19 protein-coding genes are annotated in these 23,794 nt (G+C 48.1%); 1 reads left to right on the forward strand and 18 read right to left on the reverse strand.

All coding sequences use genetic code 11. The features are described 5' to 3' along the window. Position 1: 1 nt before the first annotated feature. From cysD to CFI03_RS30700, 18 genes are all read right to left on the reverse strand, one after another. Entirely contained in the window at positions 2-925 is a 924-nt protein-coding gene (gene cysD, locus CFI03_RS30615; protein WP_248762844.1) for a sulfate adenylyltransferase subunit CysD, read from the reverse strand. 257 nt (positions 926-1,182) lie between these two features. Then, positions 1,183-1,935: a malonyl-ACP O-methyltransferase BioC gene (gene bioC, locus CFI03_RS30620; protein ID WP_248762846.1), complete on the reverse strand. Its 753-nt coding sequence runs from the start codon at positions 1,933-1,935 to the stop codon at positions 1,183-1,185. A gap of 49 nt (positions 1,936-1,984) precedes the next feature. Next, positions 1,985-2,728 carry an alpha/beta fold hydrolase gene (locus CFI03_RS30625; RefSeq protein ID WP_248762877.1) on the reverse strand — a complete coding sequence of 248 codons (744 nt, stop codon included), beginning with the start codon at positions 2,726-2,728 and terminating at the stop codon, positions 1,985-1,987. Continuing rightward, positions 2,728-3,903, reverse strand: coding sequence for an 8-amino-7-oxononanoate synthase (bioF, locus tag CFI03_RS30630; RefSeq protein ID WP_248762848.1), 1,176 nt, complete (start codon positions 3,901-3,903; stop codon positions 2,728-2,730). The genes CFI03_RS30625 and bioF overlap by 1 nt, the downstream gene beginning before the upstream one ends. 12 nt (positions 3,904-3,915) lie before the next feature. After that, positions 3,916-4,905: a biotin synthase BioB gene (gene bioB, locus CFI03_RS30635; protein ID WP_248762850.1), complete on the reverse strand. Its 990-nt coding sequence runs from the start codon at positions 4,903-4,905 to the stop codon at positions 3,916-3,918. Next, a complete protein-coding gene (bioD, locus tag CFI03_RS30640) occupies positions 4,895-5,650 on the reverse strand; it encodes a dethiobiotin synthase (RefSeq protein WP_248762852.1) in 756 nt (251 codons plus the stop codon). The genes bioB and bioD overlap by 11 nt, the downstream gene beginning before the upstream one ends. Next, positions 5,647-7,008, reverse strand: a complete 1,362-nt coding sequence (bioA, locus tag CFI03_RS30645) for an adenosylmethionine--8-amino-7-oxononanoate transaminase (protein ID WP_248762855.1) — start codon at positions 7,006-7,008, stop codon at positions 5,647-5,649. Before bioA ends, bioD begins: the two co-directional genes overlap by 4 nt. Positions 7,009-7,215: 207 nt before the next feature. Further along, positions 7,216-8,367 carry an SGNH/GDSL hydrolase family protein gene (locus CFI03_RS30650; protein ID WP_248762857.1) on the reverse strand — a complete coding sequence of 384 codons (1,152 nt, stop codon included), beginning with the start codon at positions 8,365-8,367 and terminating at the stop codon, positions 7,216-7,218. Between the two features lie 100 nt (positions 8,368-8,467). After that, a complete protein-coding gene (locus CFI03_RS30655; RefSeq protein ID WP_248762859.1) occupies positions 8,468-9,703 on the reverse strand; it encodes an endo-1,4-beta-xylanase in 1,236 nt (411 codons plus the stop codon). Between the two features lie 130 nt (positions 9,704-9,833). Next, positions 9,834-10,772 carry a carbohydrate ABC transporter permease gene (locus tag CFI03_RS30660; RefSeq protein ID WP_397369637.1) on the reverse strand — a complete coding sequence of 313 codons (939 nt, stop codon included), beginning with the start codon at positions 10,770-10,772 and terminating at the stop codon, positions 9,834-9,836. A gap of 22 nt (positions 10,773-10,794) precedes the next feature. Continuing rightward, positions 10,795-11,709, reverse strand: a complete 915-nt coding sequence (locus CFI03_RS30665; RefSeq protein WP_248762862.1) for a carbohydrate ABC transporter permease — start codon at positions 11,707-11,709, stop codon at positions 10,795-10,797. Continuing rightward, positions 11,706-14,258 (reverse strand): DUF5696 domain-containing protein, encoded by a 2,553-nt coding sequence (locus CFI03_RS30670; RefSeq protein ID WP_248762863.1) that lies wholly within the window; start codon positions 14,256-14,258, stop codon positions 11,706-11,708. The genes CFI03_RS30665 and CFI03_RS30670 overlap by 4 nt, the downstream gene beginning before the upstream one ends. A 16-nt stretch (positions 14,259-14,274) precedes the next feature. Continuing rightward, complete coding sequence (locus CFI03_RS30675; protein WP_041613544.1) at positions 14,275-14,910, reverse strand: YIP1 family protein; 636 nt, start codon at positions 14,908-14,910, stop codon at positions 14,275-14,277. Then, the gene (locus CFI03_RS30680) at positions 14,882-16,348 is read right to left on the reverse strand and encodes a hypothetical protein (protein ID WP_248762864.1); all 1,467 of its coding nucleotides are present in this window, start codon (positions 16,346-16,348) and stop codon (positions 14,882-14,884) included. The genes CFI03_RS30675 and CFI03_RS30680 overlap by 29 nt, the downstream gene beginning before the upstream one ends. Before the next feature lie 13 nt (positions 16,349-16,361). Then, complete coding sequence (locus tag CFI03_RS30685; protein ID WP_127490658.1) at positions 16,362-17,207, reverse strand: carbohydrate ABC transporter permease; 846 nt, start codon at positions 17,205-17,207, stop codon at positions 16,362-16,364. 29 nt (positions 17,208-17,236) lie between these two features. Then, positions 17,237-18,202 (reverse strand): carbohydrate ABC transporter permease, encoded by a 966-nt coding sequence (locus CFI03_RS30690; RefSeq protein WP_248762865.1) that lies wholly within the window; start codon positions 18,200-18,202, stop codon positions 17,237-17,239. Positions 18,203-18,218: 16 nt separating this feature from the next. Beyond that, positions 18,219-21,110 carry an extracellular solute-binding protein gene (locus CFI03_RS30695; RefSeq protein WP_248762867.1) on the reverse strand — a complete coding sequence of 964 codons (2,892 nt, stop codon included), beginning with the start codon at positions 21,108-21,110 and terminating at the stop codon, positions 18,219-18,221. A gap of 92 nt (positions 21,111-21,202) precedes the next feature. Further along, positions 21,203-22,618, reverse strand: coding sequence for an extracellular solute-binding protein (locus CFI03_RS30700; RefSeq protein ID WP_248762870.1), 1,416 nt, complete (start codon positions 22,616-22,618; stop codon positions 21,203-21,205). A 260-nt stretch (positions 22,619-22,878) separates the two neighbouring features. Here CFI03_RS30700 and CFI03_RS30705 point away from each other — a divergent pair, with 260 nt between their 5' ends. Continuing rightward, on the forward strand, positions 22,879-23,634 hold the full coding sequence (locus CFI03_RS30705) for a response regulator transcription factor (RefSeq protein ID WP_248762872.1): 756 nt from the start codon (positions 22,879-22,881) through the stop codon (positions 23,632-23,634). Positions 23,635-23,794: the final 160 nt, after the last annotated feature.

Genomic DNA, 23,794 nt, shown 5'->3' on the forward strand with positions numbered 1-23,794 from the left:
CTTAGAAATAGCCCTCCCGTTTACGTCTTTCCATGCTTCCCGCTTCTTCCTGGTCGATCACCCTTGTTGTCCGTTCGGAGGATACCGCACCAAGCGTTTCTTCAATGATTGCATCCAGCGTGTCTGCTTCTGACGGTGCACCGCCAGTAAGGGGATAGCAGCCTAACGTGCGGAACCGCATCTTTGCCATTTCAATCTTCTCGCCCGGCTGGAGCTTCATCCGCTCATCATCCACCATAATCATCTGCCCGTCACGGTTGACGACAGGCCGTTCTTTCGCGAAATAGAGGGGAACAATATCAATGTTCTCTCTGCGAATGTATTGCCAGATATCCTTTTCCGTCCAGTTGGAAATCGGGAATACGCGAATGCTCTCGCCCTTATTGATTCTGGTGTTGAACAGCTTCCACATTTCCGGCCGCTGATTTTTCGGATCCCAGGCGTGATTCTTGTTGCGGAATGAGAAAATCCGCTCCTTGGCGCGCGATTTTTCCTCATCGCGTCTTCCGCCGCCGAAAGCAGCCGTAAATCCGTATTTGTCCAAGCCTTGCTTCAGGGCTTGGGTTTTCATAATATCCGTATAGGCGGAACCGTGGTCGAACGGGTTGATCCCTTGCTCAATCCCTTCCTGATTGGAGTGAACAAGCATTTTGATTCCGAATTCTTTCGCCTTGCGGTCGCGGAATTCAATCATTTCTTTGAACTTCCACGTTGTATCGATATGAAGGAATGGAAACGGCGGCTTCTCCGGATAAAATGCTTTCAACGCCAAATGCAGCATCACGGAGCTATCCTTACCGATCGAGTACAGCATCACGGGATTTTCACATTCCGCCGCTACTTCTCTAATAATATAAATCGCTTCAGCTTCGAGTTGATCCAGATGTGTTGTTGCATCTATGGAATCAAGCATCAATTTGTCCATGAAAAAGTGCCTCCCTTTAATCCTTACTAAATCTATAGGCTATATTTTATATCGTATCAGATTTTCACTTTGTTGCAAAGTGGAATAAAGTATTTTCTTTTATTTTTTTGAGACGCTTGTTTTCCTAAACAAGGGGGACGCAGCCGCATGCAACCAAGATTGTATGATTCCATTTTAGAAAAAAGCGAGTGTTCGAAAAAATAGGGAGCTGTCCCAAAAGTCACGATGACATGGGACACTCCCTTTGAAGTTACAGCCTATCCCTTGCTTGCCTTCACAAAAAGAACATCGTACGTCGCCTTTACTCCTCCTGGCACGCTGAATCTATTTTCATAGGCTTTGTACATTGCGGAAAACAGATGACGCGACACGTTGCGCCCGTATTGTGCCGCTTCGCTAGCGCTGGCTCCTTGCGCTTTGACAGAATACAGGAAATCTCTGACCGAAGGATATTTCTCGCTCCAAGCCATCGGTTCTTGCCGAATCGCAGAAAAGCCTGCTTCAATTAAATATTCTCTCCACTGATCCGCGGATAAAAAGGATAGACCATGACGTTGAGGCTCCGTTCCGAGTGCCTGGTACGCTTCATCAAAAGACGTATGAAGTTCATGAAACGTATTTGGTCCAAACGTAGCGAATGCCAATAAACCATCGGCGCGAAGCAGACGCTCAAGGTGTTCCAAAGTTCGTTTAGGGTCGCTAAACCATTGAAAACAAGCATTGGAAATAACCAGATCAAACGAGGACGCAGGTGCATTCGCTGCCCATAACTCAGCATCGCCCAGCAAGAAGTGAATACGAGAATTTGTTGAGCCAAGGCCAATTCGTTCCTCGGCAGCTTTAATCATTGCGGGAGCCATATCAATTGCGATAATCGATGCATTCGGCCATTCTCTCTTGAGCAGCTCGGTTAATTTGCCGGTGCCGCATCCAATTTCAAGGATACTAAGTTCGTCTTTATCTCCTTTTTTTGTCCATTGCTTAAGGGATGAAGCAAGCAGCTTGGCCATATTACGCTGTACGCGGGCGTGTACATCGTATGAACCGTTTGCGCTGCGGCTAAATTGACGCCCTATCCCTGTTTTTCTCTCGCACATGCCACCAACTCCTAATTGATTCAGCCAAGCAGATCTCATTCTTAAGAAAAGCAGCGTGTCCTCGGCCTGGAATACTCACCAAGGTTGCTAACGGCAGTTGTGCGAGCATTTCTTCCGCAGCCTTGTAAGGACACACCTTATCCTCGGTACCATGCACCAAAAGAGCAGGTTGACTTATGTTCGGCAGTTGAGTCGAGCAATCAACTAATCTTAATACTTCCAGTCCGGCGCTTAATGCGGTGGTTGTCCAAGTCCCCGTCGGGTGTAAAAGAGTCGATTCGAACTCGGTAAACGCTAGCTGTCTAAACTTTCTTTCCGTAAGCTGCCTGTCCTTCCCTATTCCCCTGATCATCCGTCTCACATAACTGTCTGCCCAACCATAATCCGTTTGCTCTGTTGGCCGCGTAAATTTAGCTGTTGCCGAGAAAAGAATAAGTCCGTCCGCTAGCCCTTGAATCGACAACTTAAGGGCCAATATCCCCCCTAGCGACCAACCCGCGATGAGCAGTTTACCGGAGTTTGCGGACAAGAGATTTTTTGCAGCGTTCTCCGTGATTTGGAAAAATTCTTCAACCGAGGCGGCTTTGCTGTAATCGGCGGCATGATGTTCAAACTCTGGCAGCAAATCGCTAAGGCGATCAAAAGCGGTGTTAGGCATTCCCCATCCCGTCAGCCACATAATAGTGTTCTTTGCCTCTTGTTGCATCACTTTAAAACCCCCAGTTGATGCCCAACTTTCGAGATCTTTAAGACAGCGTCCCTAACCTCGATAGGTGTTAGCGCGGCCGATAACGAAAATCGAATTCTTGCCGTACCCTTTGGAACCGTTGGGGGACGTATGGCAACTGCTGCAATCCCCTCTTCTTCAAGCGCATGGCTGAATCGAAGCGCTGTATCATTTTCTCCTAGAATCAGAGGGATGATTGGAGAGTCACCGTCTCCAACTTTAAAACCTGCCTCGCACAAAGAGGAACGAAAAGAGCTGCTTAATTCGAAAAGACGTTCTCGGCGCCAAGATTCGCGCACAACATAGTCCAGTGCTTTCCTGATGCCGGTTACGACAGCGGGTGGTAATGCCGTCGAGTAAATGAAAGATCTTGCTTTATTCACTAAAAGATTAACGAGCGTGTCGCTCGCGCATACGTAAGCGCCATACATGCCGAACGCTTTGCTGAATGTCCCCACATGAATATCCACCATATGCTTCAGCCCTAATGCATGGCTTAATCCTTCGCCGTAAAGCCCGTAAATCCCACCGCTGTGTGCTTCATCCACCATCAATATGGCATTGTATTCCTGTTTGAGTTTAGCGAGTTCATGCAAAGGCGCCTGATCACCATCCATGGAGAAAACGGAATCCGTAACGATTAGCTTGCGTCGTTTATTCCGATGTTTATTTAATAAATAACGTAAATGCTCCATGTCATTATGACGATATCTTGCATGCTCTGCCCGGCTGAGTATGATGCCGTCAACAATGCTGGCATGATTGAGCTGGTCGCTAAATACCGCATCATATCGGTTAACGATTGCGCTAATCACACCGATATTGGCCATGTATCCGTTCGCGAAAACAAGTGCCTTGCCGGACCTCTGCCATTCGGCAATCGCTTCCTCGAGCAAAGCGTACGGCTTCCGATTGCCGGTAACCAAGCGGGATGCCCCTGCCCCCGCACCTTCTATGAGAAGTGAATCTCGCATCGCCTCGACAATCCCAGGATGCTGGGCGAGTCCCAAATAATCATTAGAGGATAAATTCAGTAAAGTTCTTCCCCCACGAGCTATAAATCCCGGCTTATCAACAATTGGAACCGTCTTCCGCAAACGGCGCTTTAAAGATGTTTTCTCTATTTCATGAAGTTCTTCCTCAATCCATTTCATAATAATCACGCCTTATAAAGCATCTAACTCAATTTCAAAGCCCAAGTCTTCAATCATTTGATGATCAGCCGTCACCTCTTGACCGGCAGTGGTCAAATAATCGCCAACAAAGATCGAATTAGCCGCATACAAAGACAAGGGCTGCAATGTCCTTAGGTTAACTTCGCGCCCACCGGCCACTCGTATTTCTTTAGACGGACAGATAAACCGGAACAAAGCCAGTACCTTTAGAGCTTTCAAAGCCGGCGTTCGGCCGGCATTCTCAAGTGGAGTTCCCGGAATCGCATTTAAGAAATTGATTGGAATGGAATCCGCATCCAGTTCATTTAGCGCAAAAGCCATTTCAACGATTTCCCGATCCGTCTCCCCCATACCGATTATGACGCCGGAACAAGGGGACATGCCGCTTAATTTCACTTGTTCTACCGTTTCTACACGTTGATCGTATGTATGGGTTGACGTAATCGATGGATAATTGGCTTTGCTCGTATTCAAGTTATGGTTATACCTGTGGACGCCGGCTTCAGCAAGCCTTTCTGCTTGATCATCTCTTAATATCCCTAGGCATGCGCAAATTTTTAGCGGCATAGTATCGCGAATTTCTTTAACCGCGGATACGACTTGTTCCAGTTCCTTTTCGGTAGGTCCTTTTCCGGAAGCAACAATACAATACGTCCCTGCTTTTCGAACCATCGCTTCGCGTGCACCGTCTACTAGCGTGTCTTTATCCAGCATCGCGTATTTCTTCACGGGTGCTGTGGATACAATGGATTGGGAGCAGTAACCGCAATCTTCGGGACATAGTCCACTTTTTGCATTAATGATCATATTCAGCTTTACTTTCTTGCCATAAAAATGCTTTCTCACTTGAAATGCAGCATGCATCAAGGAGAGAGTCTGATCATCATGGGCCTCAAGTACGGATAGCCCTTCTTCACGCGTCAGCATTTCCCCATGCATGGCTTTGTCCGCGAGCAGTTTCCAATTCGAGTCATTTTCCATCGTCCCCAATGCCCCCATTCTCGAAGTTTCTAGATAAGATAGCCTTTCTAATCGGAGTCAACTGAATTTTTGTTAACACCGTACGGATCAATGCTTCAGTATCTAATTTCCCGCTCATTGCCGGAAAATGGCCAAGTATCTCTAATCCCCCATAACGCGCTATAAGATCAGCGTTCGCCACTAAGCTTGGATCTTCATGTAAATTCCGAAGATTACCATCGTTCATAATAACTCCAATTATCGGAATCTTTCGTTGGCGTAAAAATGAGGCCGTTAACAGCGTGTGATTAATCGTGCCAAGACCTGAACGAGCTACAATAATAACCGGGATTCGCAACTCGGATATAAGATCAATCATAAGCGCATCTTCTGTCAGCGGCACAGCAACCCCGCCGGCTCCTTCGACGAATAAGGCTTTATAACGCTTCGCAAGCGGCTCCGCGGACTCGTAAATCTCCTTCAAAGCAAGGTTTATACCCTCGTGCCTCGCGGCCAAAAATGGAGTAAGCGGCTCATTAAACGAATAAGGGGCTACAGCCTCCGGCATTTCGATTACTCCGGATGTTTCAATAAGACGCTCTGCATCCGTTTCTCCCGAGCCTATTTGTCCGCCAGATTGCACGGGTTTCCAAACTCCGATATTCAACCCTTCAGCTCGAAACGCTGCCGCTAGCGCAGCCATCACGAATGTTTTACCGACACCCGTATCCGTACCGGTAAAGAATACTCCGGGAAATACACTCATGCCGCATCTCCCTCGGTAACGTCAATAATGGATTCCGCCAAAATATCGAGCATGGCATCCAATTCATCAGACGTGCTTGCTAACGGGGGGATAAACACAACGACATTGCCAAGTGGCCTTGTAAGCAGACCTAATTCTCTGGCACGCATGGTTACTCGAACTCCGATCCGGTCAGCCCAATCGTATGGCTCGCGTGAAGCCTTGTCGCGTACGAGTTCAATCCCAATCATCAGACCTTTTTGCCGTATTTCACCCACATGAGGGCGCTCCATAAGCATATGAAGCTTCCTCTCCACAAATGAGGCGTTCGTTCGTACGGTGGTTAGAAGATTACGTTCTTCGAATAGCTTGAGGCTGGCTATCGCCACTGCACAGCCCAGCGGATTCCCCGTAAAGGAGTGACCATGGAAAAATGTTTTTTGTTCCTCATAATCGGCATAGAACGCATCGTATATCTCATCAGTCGCAAGGGTTGCCGCAACAGGCAGATATCCCCCCGTCAATCCTTTGCCGATAACCATAAGATCCGGCGACACGCCTTCTAGATCACAGGCAAACATAGCTCCGGTACGGCCGAATCCGGTAGCTACTTCATCGGCTATAAACAACACGTCATATTGTCTGCAGAGCAAAGCCATTTCGCGTAAACAGCCTGGCGGCATAACGATGATCCCGCTGGCTCCTTGAACGATTGGTTCTACGATAAGGGCAGCAATCTCGTCGCTTCTCGTTTCAAGCAATGTGCGTAAAGCCGTTAACGTAGCTTCCTTAGCGCCCGCAGCTCCGCCTTTATGGCGATAAGCGTAAGGATAAGGAATAGTATGCGATGGAAAAAGCATAGGTCGGAACACATCGTGATATAAAGGAATTGCGCCAACGCTTACCGCCCCAATCGTATCTCCGTGATAAGCCTGGTTCATCGTTATAAAAGACTTTTTCTGGTGGCATCCCTGGTTATGCCAATATTGAAAGGCCATTTTGATCGCGATTTCAACACCGGTTGCGCCTGAGTCCGAATAAAATACCTTGTTTAAACCACTCGGCGCCAGCTGGATGAGTTTCTCCGCAAGCTCGATCGCAGGAACATTCGCCATTCCCAGCAGTGTAGAATGGGCTAGTTGTCCCAGCTGATCCGTAATGGCCTTATTTAGTTCCGGTATGTTATGCCCGTGAACATTAAGCCAGACTGACGAAAAACCGTCGAAATACGCATTCCCTTGAACGTCAAACAACCGAACACCTTCCCCACGCTCGATAATAAGCGGATCTGAACGATTGTAGTCTTTCATCTGGGTAAAAGGATGCCATAAGTATGCCTTATTCTTATTGGACAGACGTTCATAATACTGCAACGACATTTAAAATCACCTGCCTGTTGAAATTTAATTGTTAACCTAGTATCATCAAATTAGGTTAACAATTGCTCGAAGAGTAGTTTAACAGACTGTCAAGCTGCAGTAAAGGGCGGAGTAAACGCCTGTAACTTTGGCGTAATTCATGAAAAAGAGACAATCTACTCCAAAGAGTAAATTGTCTCGATTCGCCAAACCTAGCTCCGGCTATGATTATATAAATCCGAAACCCAGAATCGTAAATCGCTTGCCCTCATGTCCAGCGGCCATTCTGATCTCCACCGTATGCTCGCTGGATTCAGATTCCCGGTACAGAATCAAGGCGTGGCAGCGCGTCCACTCGACTGTATGGGATTCGGCCACTCTCGCAAGCTTTCCATTAACCCAGATTTCGGCATTTCCGAAATCATCGCTTCCGGAATTTTTATAAATAAGAAAAAGGCTTTTGCTATGAATCGTCATAATAAAGCTCTCGCTTCCGGTTGCCGGCGTGTGCATCCAATTGTAAGGGAATTGCGGAGTGCCGGTTGGATGATCATCCATTTCCGCATACTGCAATTCGGAATCAGATGCATTAAAACCGCCTTCCGAGAACCTGGCTATTTCCTGGTAATTGCTGCGGTCCAGCAATTGAATATGCGCAAAATCTTTGCCGTAAACGGGCGGCTTATTCATAACGATATCCTCTTCATTTGGAGCATGACGATCGGTTTCATAAAAAAGCCAGCTTAAACAATCGGCCATGATGCGGTGCCCCGCGTTGGTAGGATGATAAATGTCGCTGAAAAATTGCTTCTTGGAGATAACATGGCCCTCTTCTCTTGATTGGTAAAACTGTTCCGTCACCGCATCCTTTATGCTTACCATGGGCAGCCCGTAATGCTTGCCGACAAGGGAAAGGCGGTCCTGCAGATTCCAATCGTTCTCGAATACGCTGAACAGCAAAGCAACGGCTGGTCCATTGTCGGCGGCTAGAGCTTTCAGTACGAGACTTTCGTAACAAACCCCATTTGTTTCATCGTCGGCGTCGTTGACCGCAAACTCGACGATAACAATATCGGGCTGAGCCGCGCCATCTCTCCGAACATCGCGATCATAACGAATCATTCCCAGTTCGGAAGGCGTTCCTCCCAATCCCGCTTTGATGAAATGGATGTGATCGCCGCCGTCTTTGCCAAACCTTTCTTTAAAAGCGGTATAGGTCAGGTAAGCATAGCAGGCGGTATGGAGGGGCTCCGCTCCTGCCCCATGCGTGATGGATCCGCCAATAAAAGCCAGGGTAACGTCATCGCCTCGCTTCGCCTTTGCGATTGCGGCTTTCAGTCTCTTATTATTGCCTTTGTCAAGCAAAGATCTGGCAATCATTTGGCGATAACTCTCCGTGCTAAAATCATTTTTTGCAGCATTTGCGGATTCTATCATCGTTATTCGCCTCTCATCGGTTCGATTGTACTGCGTCAGCGATTTAGGACGGATTCACTTTATAGCTTGGATCCACGATGGCCCAGAATGCAGGCTTCGCATGCAGCTGCTTGTCAAACAGAAGCGGCGCTTCGGTCCGCGTGACCGGAAACGTGCTTAGCCAGGTATGATCATCAGCGATCCCCCAGAACACGACAGCGCTGACCAGTCCGGCATTGGACTTCAATGCTTCGAATAACTCCCTGTAGCGCTGTGCCTGCTTTTGCAGGATATCTTCCGGCACGGCAGCTCCGTAGTTGGTCCGGTCGTTCCAGTTATAGACGCTCATATCAAGCTCGGTAATCTGGTTATCGAGCCCCAGCTCCCTGAATTTTTTCATGGAATCAACAATGTTCGTAACCGACGGGTTATAAACGCTGATGTGCGTCTGATGACCAACACCGTCAATCGGAACACCTTTCCCGAGCATCTCTTTCACAAGATCGTACAATCGATCCCGCTTCTTCGGATCATCCGTTCCATAATCGTTAATATACAGCTTAATCCCGGGACCGCCAGCCTCTCTTGCAGCGCGGAAGGCAGTCGCAATATAGTCGGTGCCCGTGATTTTGTACCAATTGCTGCTTCGCATGCCGTCCGGATCCGCTGGTTCAATTACTTCGTTCACGACATCCCAATATGTAATGTCATCCTTATAACGGCCAACAATAGCCCGGACATGAGCATCCAGCCGGTCCAGCAGCAGCCTCTTATTAGCTTCCCGCTTCTTGGGATCGGTCTCATCCGTCATCGGTTTGCCGTCAACGTCTTTGAAGAACCAGTCCGGCACCTGACTGTGCCATACAAGCGTATGGAAACGGACCGCCATGTTATTTGCCTTGGCGAAAGCGACAATCCGATCCGCTTGATCCCAATAGAATTGGCCCTCTGCCGGCTGGATCGAAGCCGGCTTCATCACATTCTCGGCAACGATTATATTTATTTGCTTTTTCATAAGATCAGCCGATAATCCATTCAATTGGTCTGGCTCAATGGCAGCTCCGATAGCGAAATCATTTTTGAAGGTATCCGCCAGCGAAGGTATATCCATCTGTACGGAAGGCGCAACGTCTTCAGCCGGCTGCTTCGACGGTTCTTCCGGAGCAGCAGCTGCTGCCTGATCAGTTGATTGAACGTTGGCTACGGTAGTCTGACCAGGTTCTCCGGACTTGTTCAACACCAGTATCAGAACAATGACTATAAGGATAGCCGCCGGCACAATTTTGCGTATACGAAACATTGGCAACCCGCTTTCTTGTGAAATGAGAAAACCTCTACCCTCGGCCTCTCGGTAGATGAGCGACCGCGTATAGAGGTAGGTTCTATCCTCTCTAAATAAAACTCCCGTTCTCGACTGACATCGAAACCTTTTATCCGACGAGTCCGGTTCTTTCGATACTTTCAACAAAATATCGCTGTACGAACAGATATAGAATAACAAGAGGCAGAATAGCCAGTAAAATGCCTGTATCCTGAACCATGCTAAGATAAAACGGATCTTTGGCATTCGCGTCATTGCCAAGAATAATAGAAAGGTTATAAGGCAAGGACGACAGCTGCGTTGACATCACGTTGCTCGAGGTGAGATAGGTGGTCGTGAAAAAGCTGTCGTTCCACTGCCAGACGAACGAGAAAAGCAGTACCGTAATAATAGAAGGAATCGCGTTAGGCAGCATGATGCGCAGGAACGTTTGACCGACACTCGCTCCATCCATATAGGCAGCTTCTTCAACCTCCCGTGGAATGCCCCGGAAAAACTGCCGGAAAATAAAGATATATAATCCGGCTTTCAAGGAATTCGCCGTAATGGAGGTTAAGATAAACGGCCAGTAGGAGTTCAGTAAATTGACGGATTTTCCCGTAATGAGAGGAATAAGCCCCATCAGGCTGAAGTCCTTCAAATTCAGGTACATCGGAATCAGTATCGTTGTCGGCGGGACCATGATCGTCAGAATGACGCCCGCGAACAGCAGGTTGCTGCCTCTGAATTTCAGTCTCGCGAAGGCGTAGCCCGCCAGAGCGCAGGATATCGCAGTCAGAATCGTGGTTGTTGCCGAGAGCGTGAACGTATTCAGAAGCGTCTTCCAGTAATCCATAATGGAGATGGCATTCTTGAAGTTCTCGAGCGAATAATGCTCCGGAATCCATACCACAATCGGCGAGTAAAGATCCGTTTTTGCTTTTATCGCTGTCGATATTTTTTGAATAATCGGGTACAGGATAACAAAGGATAGTCCGGCAATCAGCACGAGTCTGACAAATGACCAAATCCAGCGCTTCCAGCTTTCAAACGATAACAATCGGGCCATAATCAATGAGCTCACCTTCTTTCTATTCTTGGTAGAAGACCTTCTTCGAAACGATATAGGAGCTGACGAGCAGGATCAGCATAATAGAGGCAAAATATAACCACGCCATGGCCGAGCTAAGTCCGAAATCGAAGTTGGTAAAACCCGTCTCTTTAATCAAATCCGTCATCCCGTTTCTTGAGAACGAGTCAATAATGGTATAAATCATATTGACAAGAATTAGGGGGCTGACCATCGGAAAAGTAATCTTCCAGAACGCCTCGTAGCCGGTTGCCCCTTCCATCTTGGAAGCCTCGTACAGCTGAGGCGAGATCGTCTGAATGCCGGCAAGGAAGATCAGTATCTGCACGCCGGATTGACTGACGATCTGGTAGATTCGCTCTACGGCGCCGGTCAAATAATCAACGACGCTCTCGCTGACGCCTGCGTCCATCATAAGCCCTGCCAGCTCGTAAGCGCCTAAAGCGTGAATGGCGCCGCCCGAACCCTGGTTCTGGTCATTAACGGCTTGCACGAGACTGGACGTCTCCAGAGTCATGATCACCCCCGATGCCAAAATGACCGGCAGGAAGAAAATCGAACGGGCAATCGAGCGACCGATAAACTTCTGATTAAGGAGAACGGCCAGGAACAAGCTGAAAATGACGATCAGCGGCACGTTTACAACCATGTTAAGGATGGCCTCGGTTAATGTCCGGTTAAAGCTGGTATTCACGGTCAAAGCGTTAATATAGTTCTCGAATCCAATATAGCTGATCTTTATTCCGGATGAATTGGCCTCAATCTTGCTGAGACTGTAACGGAAAGAGTTGACCAGCGGAATGATAAAGAACAAGATAAACCCCAGCAGCCAAGGCAATACAAATAGAAAGCCTAACAGCGCCTTTTGCTCCGCATAGGTTCGATGCTTCATGCCGAGCTTTGCTATCCGTTTCAAGATTGGTCACCACCCGTCAAGTAGCTCTCGGCTTCAATGCTTTTGCCTTCTACCGTCACTTGTGAGCGGTTATAGTTGACAATGACATACAAGCCGTTTCCGTATACCGTTTTATACACGCCTTGCTGCAGCTTCTCATGTCCGGTAATCGGCTCATTCCTCACATTTTTCAGTACCTTGTTTACTTCCTGGTACATGCTTGCGGCCTTATCCATCCACAGCTTATAGTTCACGGCGTATAGCTCGTTATGATCCGTATCCTTAACGGAATAGTTCGGTTCGTAAATCCATTCGAAATACACGTTAGAGCCAAATTCCAGGCACTTCAGAATATATTGCTTGTCGTTCGTATAGTTCGAAAGGTTATACGGCGCGCCCGTATATTCCACACTCCCGCGGATCACCATCTGATAGAACGGGATCTGTTCATCCTCCAGCTTGAATCCGCTATTGCCCATTGGAGCATTCGTGAGATCGGACAGGTACGGAAGCGCATAGGCGTTGCCGCCGTTACCCATCACTTGCAGCTTCTGATCCTTCAGCTTTGCCATCGCTGCTTTGGAAATCTCTTCGGATTCCGTCCTGTCGATCTGGTTATGCTTCCGGTAATCACTGTTTAGTTGATCGGCAAGATCCCTGACCGAGATACCGTTCGCATTAAACTTATTCATGCCTTTCAAGGTCGAATCTACGAAACGATCCACAAGCCGAGGCGAAACAATATAAGACGGAGACTTGGAATTATCTCGCCGGTTCAACGCCAAATCTGCCGGATATAGCGCTGCCGGATCCCCTCTTAGCGTTCGTGATGCCGATTTGGATTCATTAAAATCATTGCCGGTATTGGCTGTAAGAAACGCTACGTCCGGATAAAGGGTAACGCCGTTGCCTGCCGCAAACGATGCCAGATCCTTCAGCCCTTGGCTTCCGCCAATTTCCCCGTCTACCGAAATCGATTTGGGCACTTTATGATCAAGTCCCCCGTTAAACCATCCGGCATATTTCAACTTAATATTATGAATATCCAGCTGCTTCATTTGATTGATAATAGACTTGGCTTCCTTGAAGGTCGTCAGTGTCTCTAGCGCACGGTAAGGAATGCCCATAAAATGCTTCTTATCCGAAATGCTTCCGTCCAGCTGGAGATAGAACGGGATATTCTCTTCATCTGCCGCTTTCTCCTGAACGGGCAAAGCCTTATTATTAACCAAGTACTCTTTATAGTAGCTGGCCATTCCTTGATAGCTGGCATCCTCTCCGCTCAGGAAAGCATACCGGACAACAAAGTCTGACTTCATCGGATTTTCCTGAAACTTCGGAAGCGAGCGCTGCTGGCCGTTCGCATCCAGCGTTACTTGACCTTTGTTGATGACATTAAAGCTCGGGTAAACATAGTTATAGCTGTTCAGCCTGCCGCTTATATCCGCATTAATCGTTGCAACAGACTCCCCTTGCTCAATAATGCCTAGAAAAGCGCCGTTCTCGCGGATGATACCGAATACCGGAAGTCTTACCGCTTCTTCTCTTGACGTATCTTCGGTTCTTGCCATCGTGTTGTCTTGGCCGTAGACAAGCTGCTGATAGGACGGATAGCGGGTTTTCCCGCTGTTAAAGCGAATAAGCGCGCCAGAGCCATCCGGAACAAGCATGGTGCCCTTGTCCCCCGTTCCGCCTGCCCCAAAGAAATTTAGAAAAGAAACGCTGTTTACCGGATACTCTTCGGGATAATGGATGTCGGCCACCGGTACGGCAGCGACAAGACTGTTGCCATCCAAGGTGTATTTGATTGTCGCCTCGAATATTCTCGGGGCTGTTTTCACCTGGGTGAAATGCAGCTCCTCCATGTCCTTCTTCAGATCTTCCTCCGTATAACCTGCGGCTTCCAGGGCTTTCAGCGCCCGGTCCAGCTGCAGCCCGTTTAACGCACTGTCATTCCGTTCATAGGCGGTCTGTTCCTTATTTTCTTTATAGGCGATTTTTAACGCGCGCTGCCCGGTTTTATCCAACTTCTTGTTTGCCGCATCAAAGCGTTCTTTGCTCATCATCTTCGGCATATCTTCCAGCGTTTTCTCCACCTTGCCGAATTGATAGGTAACGCTGAGCCCATTAGGGAGCTTCTCCATGCTAATCTGTTTATTAACAACGCTGTCCGTATAGGAATTAATCGAATTAAGCTGCCCGAAATCATTATAGAAATCCAGCTTGATCTGGGACGATAATAAATCCTTGTTCACGCCGGCGGCAATGGCGTCTTCGCTGCTCCCCGGGGGGTTGCTGCGCCAAATCTCTCCGCTTTGCTTATTAAGAATAGCAATAGCGCCAGTCTGATCATCCGCGAATAATCGAAGCTGATCATTCTCGGCAACCCCTTTCATGTCAGTAAAAAGGGGATCCGTGAAGGAAGCGCTCAGAGCCTTTCCCTGCGTAAATGTCATTGCGGCCTGGTCAGCTTCTCCCGCCTGCTTGCCCGAAGCTGAATCCGAGCATCCGGCAAGCAGGATCCCAACCAGACAGCATGCGGTTAGCAGGGCCATTCTGGCCTTATTCATCTTCTTGCCTCCTTTACTAACGCCTGAGCACGATTTCTTGGTGTATAACCTGCACAAACGCAACCATCTGCTGAATCAAACTAAAAAACAATAAACATAAGAAAGCCATAAATGCCATTGCCGCAATGGTGAGAATGATTGTTCCGATTGTCTTTGACGGCGAATATTGCTGCACGGTCATATTGCCGACAAACAGAAGATAGGCACACCAAAGCACGGACACATTACTGAAGAAATGGTAAAAGGATACTTCTTCGAGCGAAATAAGATTGCTCAGGCCTATCCAGGGAAATTGAATAACCAGAAGCGGAACCAGGGCAAAGCAAGTCGAGGTGAAAATATCGACAAATTTGCCTTCTCCGTCCATCAAGGTGGTCAGCGACCAATTGGCGATACACCAGAACAAGACGGGTACGATCACGTACAAGCTCTCCATCAGACTGTTTATACTGTCCGGATAAACAATGTTGACAAGAAATCCGCTGTACTGCGTCTGCATAATCTTCATGACAATCAGCAGGAACAATATCGCAAAGGAAATGATCAGGTTCAGCTTCCGGCTGCGTTCGTATTTCAATTCCCAGAAGCCGTTGAAGGGATGCAAAATCAGATATAACGGATATTTATACAGCTCTCTGCTTAATAAAGGCAACCTTTTTCCCTCCTTTCCATTTCCGGTATTTGCTTATTCCAAACCAGCAGACAAGAAGCAAGAGAATACCTGTCATAATGCCCGGGAAGTATTCGCGAAGCACTTCTTTCCGATAAAGCAGGAATGCCTTGGAATACCCTTTTTGGTCCATGCTCTTCTTGAAATATTTCATGGCTTCATGATAATCGCCTTGACGAAGCAGTGCTTTGCCAATCCCCGCATAAGCAAATTCCAGATTGGCGTTCATACTGATTGTCTTTTGATACAACGTAAAGGCTTTGTCCTCGTCGCCATTGTAATAAGCTCTGACAGCCTCATTCAGCGTGCGGCCGTATTCGGTTGTCTGGAAGACGGTTATCTCGCCAAGTGCTTTATCGAGTACGAGGAATTCATCGCCAAGCCGCTCAATGGCTACCGGGGTATTAAATTGTCCCATCTGATTGCCAAGCCCGCCAAAAACATACAGCAAGTGGCCATCTCCGTCATAAGTGAAAATTCTGCCCCTCTTGCCGTCAAGGATGGAATAAATCTCGCTGTCGCCAACGTCTATATCGATCAGTCGGGATGGTCCGGTTGCGCTCATGTAACGGATATCGCCCTCGGGAGCAAAGTAGCCTTCTCGCCGCAATATATCATTGCCTTGGGCATTCAGCTTTTTGACATTCCCGCTGTCCTGCCCGTTCGTTGCATAAATAAAACCTTCCCTGTCAATGTCCAGATTGGTGAACTCCGTCGGCGTAAACATAACCATTTGGCTTCGCTGCGCTTTGGTCGACAGCATCTTCCATAAATAATCCGTTGGATTAAAGGAGACCCTGTTCGCGCCGACAAACGAGGTAAACGTGCCGTCCGGACTAAATTCCATAAAGCCGTCATAAACGCCGGTTGACATGACGTATATCCGCTGCGCCTTGTCGACAACAACCCGTACCGGCTGAAAATCGAATTTCTCGGACAGCATATCCGATTTGGGAGCCTCAATAACTTTTACCAGATTGTTGTTCTGATCCAGTTGAACAATCCGTTTATTGCCGGTGTCCGCTATAACAAGCTCTTTGCCTTCGGTAACGAACAACCCTTGAGGGTTATTGAAGGATTCCTCTTTCCCGTTTCGGACAAACGAGCTGACCGTCCTCACGAGACGAAACTTGTCATCCAGCACAACGACCCGGTTATTGCCTGAATCCAATACATAGATTTGTTTATCCCCGGTCACCTGAAAATCGCTTGGATCTTTGAAAGCACCTGCCCCCATGCTTTCCCCGTTCCACAATACGTTAGCCTGATAAGCTGCCGGAGCCGCGGTCGTTAATCCCCAGTAAGAATAGTTATAGGATTCTGCGCCATCCGCAGCCCGCGCCTTAGTGCCTCCCGTGCCTATGCCTAATAACAAGGTTAAGGCAAGGAGGAGGTACAATTTGTTCTGTATTCGCATCATGCTTCGCCCCCTTCTACTCTTTCATCCCTGAAGTTGCCATCGTCTGGATGACACTGCTCTGGGATAGGATGAAGAGCGTAATAGGAACGACCATTAAAATAAGCGCAACTGCCGCGCCAACGCCTGCCCTGGCAATACCTCCAAGCGCGATTTGGCCTAATGCATAATGAAGGGTCTTCAGATTCTCACTGTATATGAAGTTGCCTCCGTCAGAGCCCCACAGCATAGGAAATTGCAGAATCATAAGGGTTAGCCAGGCCGGCTTCACATTCGGCATAACGATTTGCCAATAGATCCGGTACTCGCTGGCTCCGTCAATCTTGGCGGCTTCCACGAGCGCGTCCGGGATCTGTTCCATGAACTGCTTCATCAGGAATAGTCCGAGCGGGAACGCAAGGGAAGGAATAATGATCGATAAATGAGTATTAATCCAGCCTAGCCATGACATCATCATATAGTTCGGGATGGCCGTAACCGTACCGGAAAACATCAAGGACAGAACGACCGTCGAGAAAATAATCTGGGAACCCGGGAATTTGTGCTTGGCTAGCGGATAGGCTGCCGCCGACGCGAGCAGGATATGCCCAAACGTTCCTACAAGCGTAATAACGAGCGTATTCGCAATATAGCGCGACAGCGGAACCCAGGAATTTCCCATTAACGCAAACAAGTCGAAAAAGTTATCCAGCGTAGGATTATTAACCATAATCCGCGGCGGGAATATAAACAGCTCATCAAGCGGTTTGAACGCGTTGTTAATCGCATATACAAGCGGTATGGCCATAAACAGGCCAAATACGGCAAGGAGCAGAAATAATAAAAAGCTGACGGTAAAGGAGCGGTTAAGCTTTCTTTGCATTCGGAAAACCGCTGTCCAACTGTTCAACGTTACTCACCGACCTTTCTAAGCAGCTTCTGGGTCAGCTTGTTGGCACCCACCATGATCAGGAAGAGAACGGTTGCAATGGCCGATGCATAGCCCATTTCAAAACGGATCGTGCCATAATCCATCAAATGCGTGACGATCGTATGCGCTGCGTAGTTAACGCTCGGAAAGCCCGCCAAGGCAATGGAAACATCCGCAACGGCAAACGAAGCCGTAATTTGAAGAACTGCGCCGAATAACAGCTGCGGTCTCATGGATGGAAGCGTAATGAACCATAGCTCCTGCCACCGGTTACGGATTCCATCTACCGTGCCAGCTTCTATCAGAGACCGGTCAATGGTCTGAAGCCCCGCGATAAAAGCAAGGAAGCTGGTACCAAGGCTTAGCCATAACTGAACGATAATGACGATGGTCAGAATATATTTCTCATTCGTAAGCCATTGAATCGGTTCCAGAATAAAACCGAATTTGATCAGGAAACCGTTCAAATAACCATACCGGTCTCCGGAAAATACGATCAGCCATATGAAATAGACATTTCCCGAAATGGATGGCGCGTAAAAAATCAAGGTCATAACAGCCCGGATCTTCGGAGACAACTCATTGATTATCCATGCAAACAGAAAGCAGGCGAAATAGCTGATTGGTCCTGTAATAACGGCGAACATGAATGTATTGCGCAAGGCAACCATAAAGACATCGTCATTCAAGAACAGCCTGGAATAATTATCCCAACCAACGAACCTTGGAAATTCGAGCATATTGAAATAGAAGAAGCTAAGACAGATCGAGAATAAAACAGGAATGATCGTAAACAGGGTGAAAATAATCATGTACGGGCTCATCAGGATATAATAGTGCTTGTTTCTCCTAATCTCTTTGAACAATTGCGTCCATCTGGATACCTTAACCGGCTGCTGGACGAGATTGGGCGCAGGCACAGGAACGGATACGGTTTGATCAGGCATTGATTTCACCCCCAAGCTAGTTCGGTAATTTAAATTCTTTTCTCTTAATCGCGATTTCGTCATTGATATACAAGAGATAATCGGATAATGCCTCGCGTGGATTCTCATTGCCGTTGACGACTTTGCGGAAGGCATTGTCCAGATGGCGTCCTGTGAAATATCCGCCCGGAACCTGAGGAATCCCCTCTACCCATTGCCACTGGCTTTCAAGATTCTGATAATCCTTCACCGGCCAAGGCAGCTCCTCGAGCGCTTCTATATTGGCAGTCGGATAACGAGCTGCCTCCCCGAGCAGTCCTTCCATCTCGCGGCCATAAGCAATTTGCGTTTCCTTGCTGGTCCACCATTTCATGAACTCCCATGACGCATCCTTATCCTTGGCATTCTCCAGCATCATTACTGCGGTTGTATGGCTGGCCACTTCATGATTTACCGTGCCGTCAGGCATTTCCGTCCCCGGTACCATCGTAAAATCCCAGAGCCCCTTAATCTCGGGCGCCATTACCGCCAAATTGTTGTAAGTCGTATAATCCGCGATCCCAATCGGCATCTCGCCGGTACGGAACCGGTTCGGGAAATCCGCGATCAGCGGAAACTTATAGTTGGTATAGAACTGCGTCCATTTCTTAAAAACTTCCATGGAAATGTCCGAATCGAGCGCACTCTTCTTGTCATCATCCCTATAGAACTTGCCGTTATTCTGATAGAGCATCATCGAAAAGGTTGCGTTCGGTGTCAGATTCGCATTATTCTTTACGTCATCGATTGGAAGCCAGAATTCCATATTATGCTTCTGCAGCACGGAGATCATATTGTATACTTCCTGCCAGGTTTTAGGCGGTGTTAAGCCAAGCTCTGCAAGCACGTCTTTCCGGTAGAACAGCATCGGGAAGGTCTGCTGCTCCGGCAAGGCATAGGTGCCATTGCTGAATTCATAAGGAACCAATGCGCTTTCGTTGAATCTGGAAGCAACTTCCTTGAAGTCGGGGAATACGGACAAATCCGCCGCCGCTTTCCTCATCGCATAGTTGACCGGCACATCTTCCCCAATCTGCATGGCCACATCCGGTCCCTCATCGGCCAGCGTTGCGGGAAGCAGAATATTGGCCGGAACAAGCCTCAGCTTCACGGATATGTTCGACTCCGGCGTGAAGCTCTCATCGATCATGCTCTTTAATACTTGGGCCTGGTCCCGGCCGGTCGTAATCCATACCGTGATCGACTTGCCGCTTTGCTTGGTATTGCCAATGCTGTCGTAATCCTCCGTGTAAGAAGCAACCAGTCCTCCGAGCTCATGCTTAACCTTTTGGAAGAAGGTCGCGCTTGCCCGCGGAAGCTTGGCTTCCGGAGATGATACAACTAAATAGTCCAGCGTAAGCGGCTGTACTCTTACGTTTAATATCCAAGTACCAAGTCCTCCGACATTAATCTTGAAAGCGGCCAGCCGTTTAGCAACCGTTTCAGGTTTGGCAGCCATCTCTTCAAGCTGATTAACCATCGTATGGAGAACCGCTACTTTATCGCTTTGCTCGCCTGTCGATTGTTCGAGATAATCGGCCACGCTTTTGATGGTAGCCGCTTGTGTCTTGAACACCTCCGTCATCTCCGGAATCCGCTTCTCCAGCTGGTAATCGCGGTAAGGATCAGGCGAGTTGGAGGTAATGATCAGAATCTTTCTGTATATCTCATTAAGCTGCAGGACGCTTGATTCAATCGTCTGGAGCAGCGGAGCGATCTCGCCCAGGGATACGGACAGACGGAGCTTATGCTTGCCTTTGGTCAAATGGAACAAATAGGGCTCATCGCCGCCCATGACATCCATCTTCCAGTCCATATCGAAATTAAACGGAATCTGCTTCATTTCTTTAAACGGATATTCCCCGTCAATCATCAGACTGCGTGTGCTGTATACACCGCGAAGCTGATCCTGCTTTCTTTTTAATGCGATCTGATACAATCCATCCTCTTGTACATCCACATCCCACTCCAGCCACTGCCCCGGCAGCTTCCAGTTCACGCCGCCGATTGCGTTAACCCTGATTTTCGACACATCGTACGGAATAACGGAAGGACTTGATTTGTCTGACAACGGATATAGCGTAGGAGACGATTTTAGCACCGCGTCCTCTGCCTGAATCATCATATATTGATCCTTCGCGGGCTTTAAGCCTTCCGCTTCATAATCCTTTTTTATATCCTCGTAGGACTTGACGACCTGATCCTGATACAGCTCGATATAGTCGATGGCCATCGGCTCCCGCGAAGCCGTCAGCGTAAGCTTCTGCACACCCTTGTCGAAGTGAAACAAATAGGGTTCCGCATAATAGCCTTCACTGTCCATAAATGATTTGAGCTGCCAAGCCGGCTTCTCGATTTGCCTTGGACGGAGATCATTTCCCCGGTCGTCTCTCTGAATCCCGGCATCACGGTTGCCCCATAGCCGGTCAAACAACAGATCTTCAGCTCCTGAAAACGGCTGCTCGTCATTAATCGTGAGCTTGCGTTCAATGGCGGAGCTTTTCCCCTCCATCGGGTAGTAATGAATCCGGATATTGTAAAGTCCGGCTTGCTCAACGGGAACGTTCCAGCTTATCGAGCCGGCATCCGGCGTCATAACGGCTTTTCCGCTCAGACCCTCCGGACCATCGGCCACCTTAAAGCCTTCTCCAACGGCAGCGGAAAAGCTTTCGCCTTCTATTCGGATCACTTGAGACGGTCTGTCATCGGCAGAATAGCTTTTCAAATACTCGTTATAGCCGCCTTTATCGGAATCCGTAACCGCCTGAAATCCGCCCATTGCCTGAGCGCGTCCGTTATGCGGCTGACCCGAAGGGTAGAACGCCCATATGGACAAAAAAAATACAAGTAGAACCAGTATGGCAATTCCGTAGCGCTTTTTGTTGCTCAACTTTTCTCCCCTCCTGCGGCAAGAGATTACGCTTTAGCAACAGTCCCCATTGTGATGATTCTAATGGGGACCGTTGGCATTAGCTTTAAACGTTACTTTTTGTAAACCTCATCAATAGCAGCTTGAGCCTGCGCTTTGTACTTGTCGATCACGGTTGACACCGAGTTTCCTGAAGTCAGTTCGCCAATCATTTCATAGTAAGGGAATTTCGGGAACGTACCGCTGTCAAGCACCAGCATGCCTGCGCCCGCGTCGCGCGCGTTCTGGATATCCTTCTCATCTGTGAAGTTGCTCTCAAGCGAAGCTTGATCCGCGTAATCGTAGATGGAATCGATATCGTTGATTTTCTCCCAGATGTATACCAGCTGATCCGGATTTTCTACGCTCTTCGGAATGGTCAAAGCCTGGAAAGCTCCCTCGGCAGAGTGGTACGCGGTAGCGCTTGGCCCTTTCGGGAATGGTACAAAACCGATATCGTAGTCTTTCATATCCGTTTTCAAGCCGCCGATCTCATACATAGCCCCGGCATACATAAGCGTATTGCCTTGACGGAAAAATTGCCCCGGTTCCGTCCAGTCCCCGCCTTCGGTTGGGCGAGCCACTTTCTCGGTTGCCAGCTTGGACAGGAAGTTAAAGACTTCAACGGTTTTTGGATCATCCAGATTTTGCTTATCGCCACTCGTCAGGCTTGTTTCATTGGAGACGAGAGCAGGATCCATAAACCCGGCAGACGCAAGTCCCCATGTATCCAGCTTGCCGTCATTATTCGTATCCTTGTTCGCGTCTTTCGCTACTTGAGTAAAGGTATCCCAGTTCCAATTGTCCTCGTTCACGTAATCCTGAGGAGACTTGATACCAAGCTTGTTAAGGAGGGTACGGTTATAGAAAATACCGGTAATCAGGTTGCCTTGCCCCTCGGAGAAGGCGTAGCCTCGGCCGTTGTACGACATGAATTCGGTAGCCTTTGGATTAAACACCTTTGTGTTTTTCGTGTATTCGTCAACCGGCCATAACAGGTCTTGCTGAACCAGGGAAGGAATGGTGTAGTTTTTGCCCAGTCTCACAATATCGCCTAGCGGTTCGCCGGCAAGAAGCGATGCGACAACTTTTTGCTGGTATTCGCCGTAATCAACCGCTACGAATTCCATCTTGAAGTTATGCTTCTTCTCAAGCTCCTCCAGGTTCTTCTTGCGCTGGATATTGTCCGGATTGTCCTCTCCGATGGTCATATCCCACCAGGAGACGACCTTGATCGTTCTGCCTCCCATGTCGAAATCCATCTCCGGAGACGAAGTATCCTCTTCCGCGCTGCCGGTATTATTCGACGCTGCGGCATTATTGGAGGCTGTGGCATTATTGCTTGCTGTCGCATCGGCATTATTGCCGTTCCCGCTTGCATTGCCGTTGCCGCTGTTGCCACCGTTGCCGCCGCTTCCCCCGCTGCATGCCGTTAATGAAGCCGCTAACATCAAAGTCGAAAGCATCATAATCGTCTTTCTTACTCTCACATTGGTCCCCCCTAAATTGGTTTACAGGAAAAAGTGTAGCGCTTACATTTCCGGTCAACAACCTGCCAGCAGATAGGTCAATGACCTGTCAATTTATAGGTTTCGAGGAATAGTGCGGGCTCCCGGGATGCTTTGTTTGCAAGAGGTAAACAAATGGATGATGGATAAAGAAATGCACATTGTCACCTGCTGGGGTCATGAACAATAATAAAAACCATAATCCGTCAGAGACAATCCTACGGAAAGCGAGGTTCAGCTTTATGTATAAAGCATTACTTGTTCAGACCGACAAGATTTCGAGAGAGGAAACCAGATTGCTGCTTCCATGGGAGCAGCATGGCTTCCAGCTTCATGCCTATGCGGATTCTCTCTCTGACGCTCAAACTCTTCTTGGCACTCGGATGTTCGACCTCATTCTTATAGATCTTAAACCTTCACAGGCTGCGGGAATGCAGCTCTGCGAACAAATCCGCGAGCTTAGCCGTGTCTCTATTATTCTTTTGGGAGGCAGTCATGATTTCCAGCTGCTAAGAAAAGCAATGGCCTTTCAAGTAAGCGATTACATAGCGGATCCCGTACAGCCGGAAGATCTGGCTGCCAGCCTGTGCAAGGTAAAGAAAGAGCTTGACCTTCAATCCGTTCACTCCAAACGGTTAACCTTAAGTTACGAGAATAAAAGAAGCCGGAATCCATCCATCATTGATCTCGTCAAGCAATACGTCCAGGAGCATATGCATGAAAATATTACCTTGAAAAAAATCTCGAACATGCTGCATTTCAACTGTGCCTATCTTGGCCAGAAATTCAAAGACCAGGAAAACATGTCGTTTAACGAATATCTTCTTCAGCAGCGAATGGAGAAGTCAAAGCTCCTTCTGGAGAAAACGGATATGAGGATCTACGAGATTGCCAATGAAGTAGGCTACACGGAAATTGACTGGTTCTATAAGAAATTCAAGGAATACACGGGAGCAAGCGCTAATGAGTACCGCAAACAAAGTACGATCTATGCCTAATGAGTTTATAGGAATCTTTATTTCGGTAAGCGCTTGCAAACAATAAGAAACCGGTCATGTCTTTGGACTTATCCTTAAGTCCCGGACTTTGACCGGTTTTTCTCATAGGTCTCATTGAAGCCAGAACAAAGGGGGTGTCCCATAAGTCATGAAAATGACG

The organism is Paenibacillus sp. ATY16, from assembly GCF_003399985.2.
GTDB lineage: Bacteria > Bacillota > Bacilli > Paenibacillales > Paenibacillaceae > Pristimantibacillus > Pristimantibacillus glycanilyticus.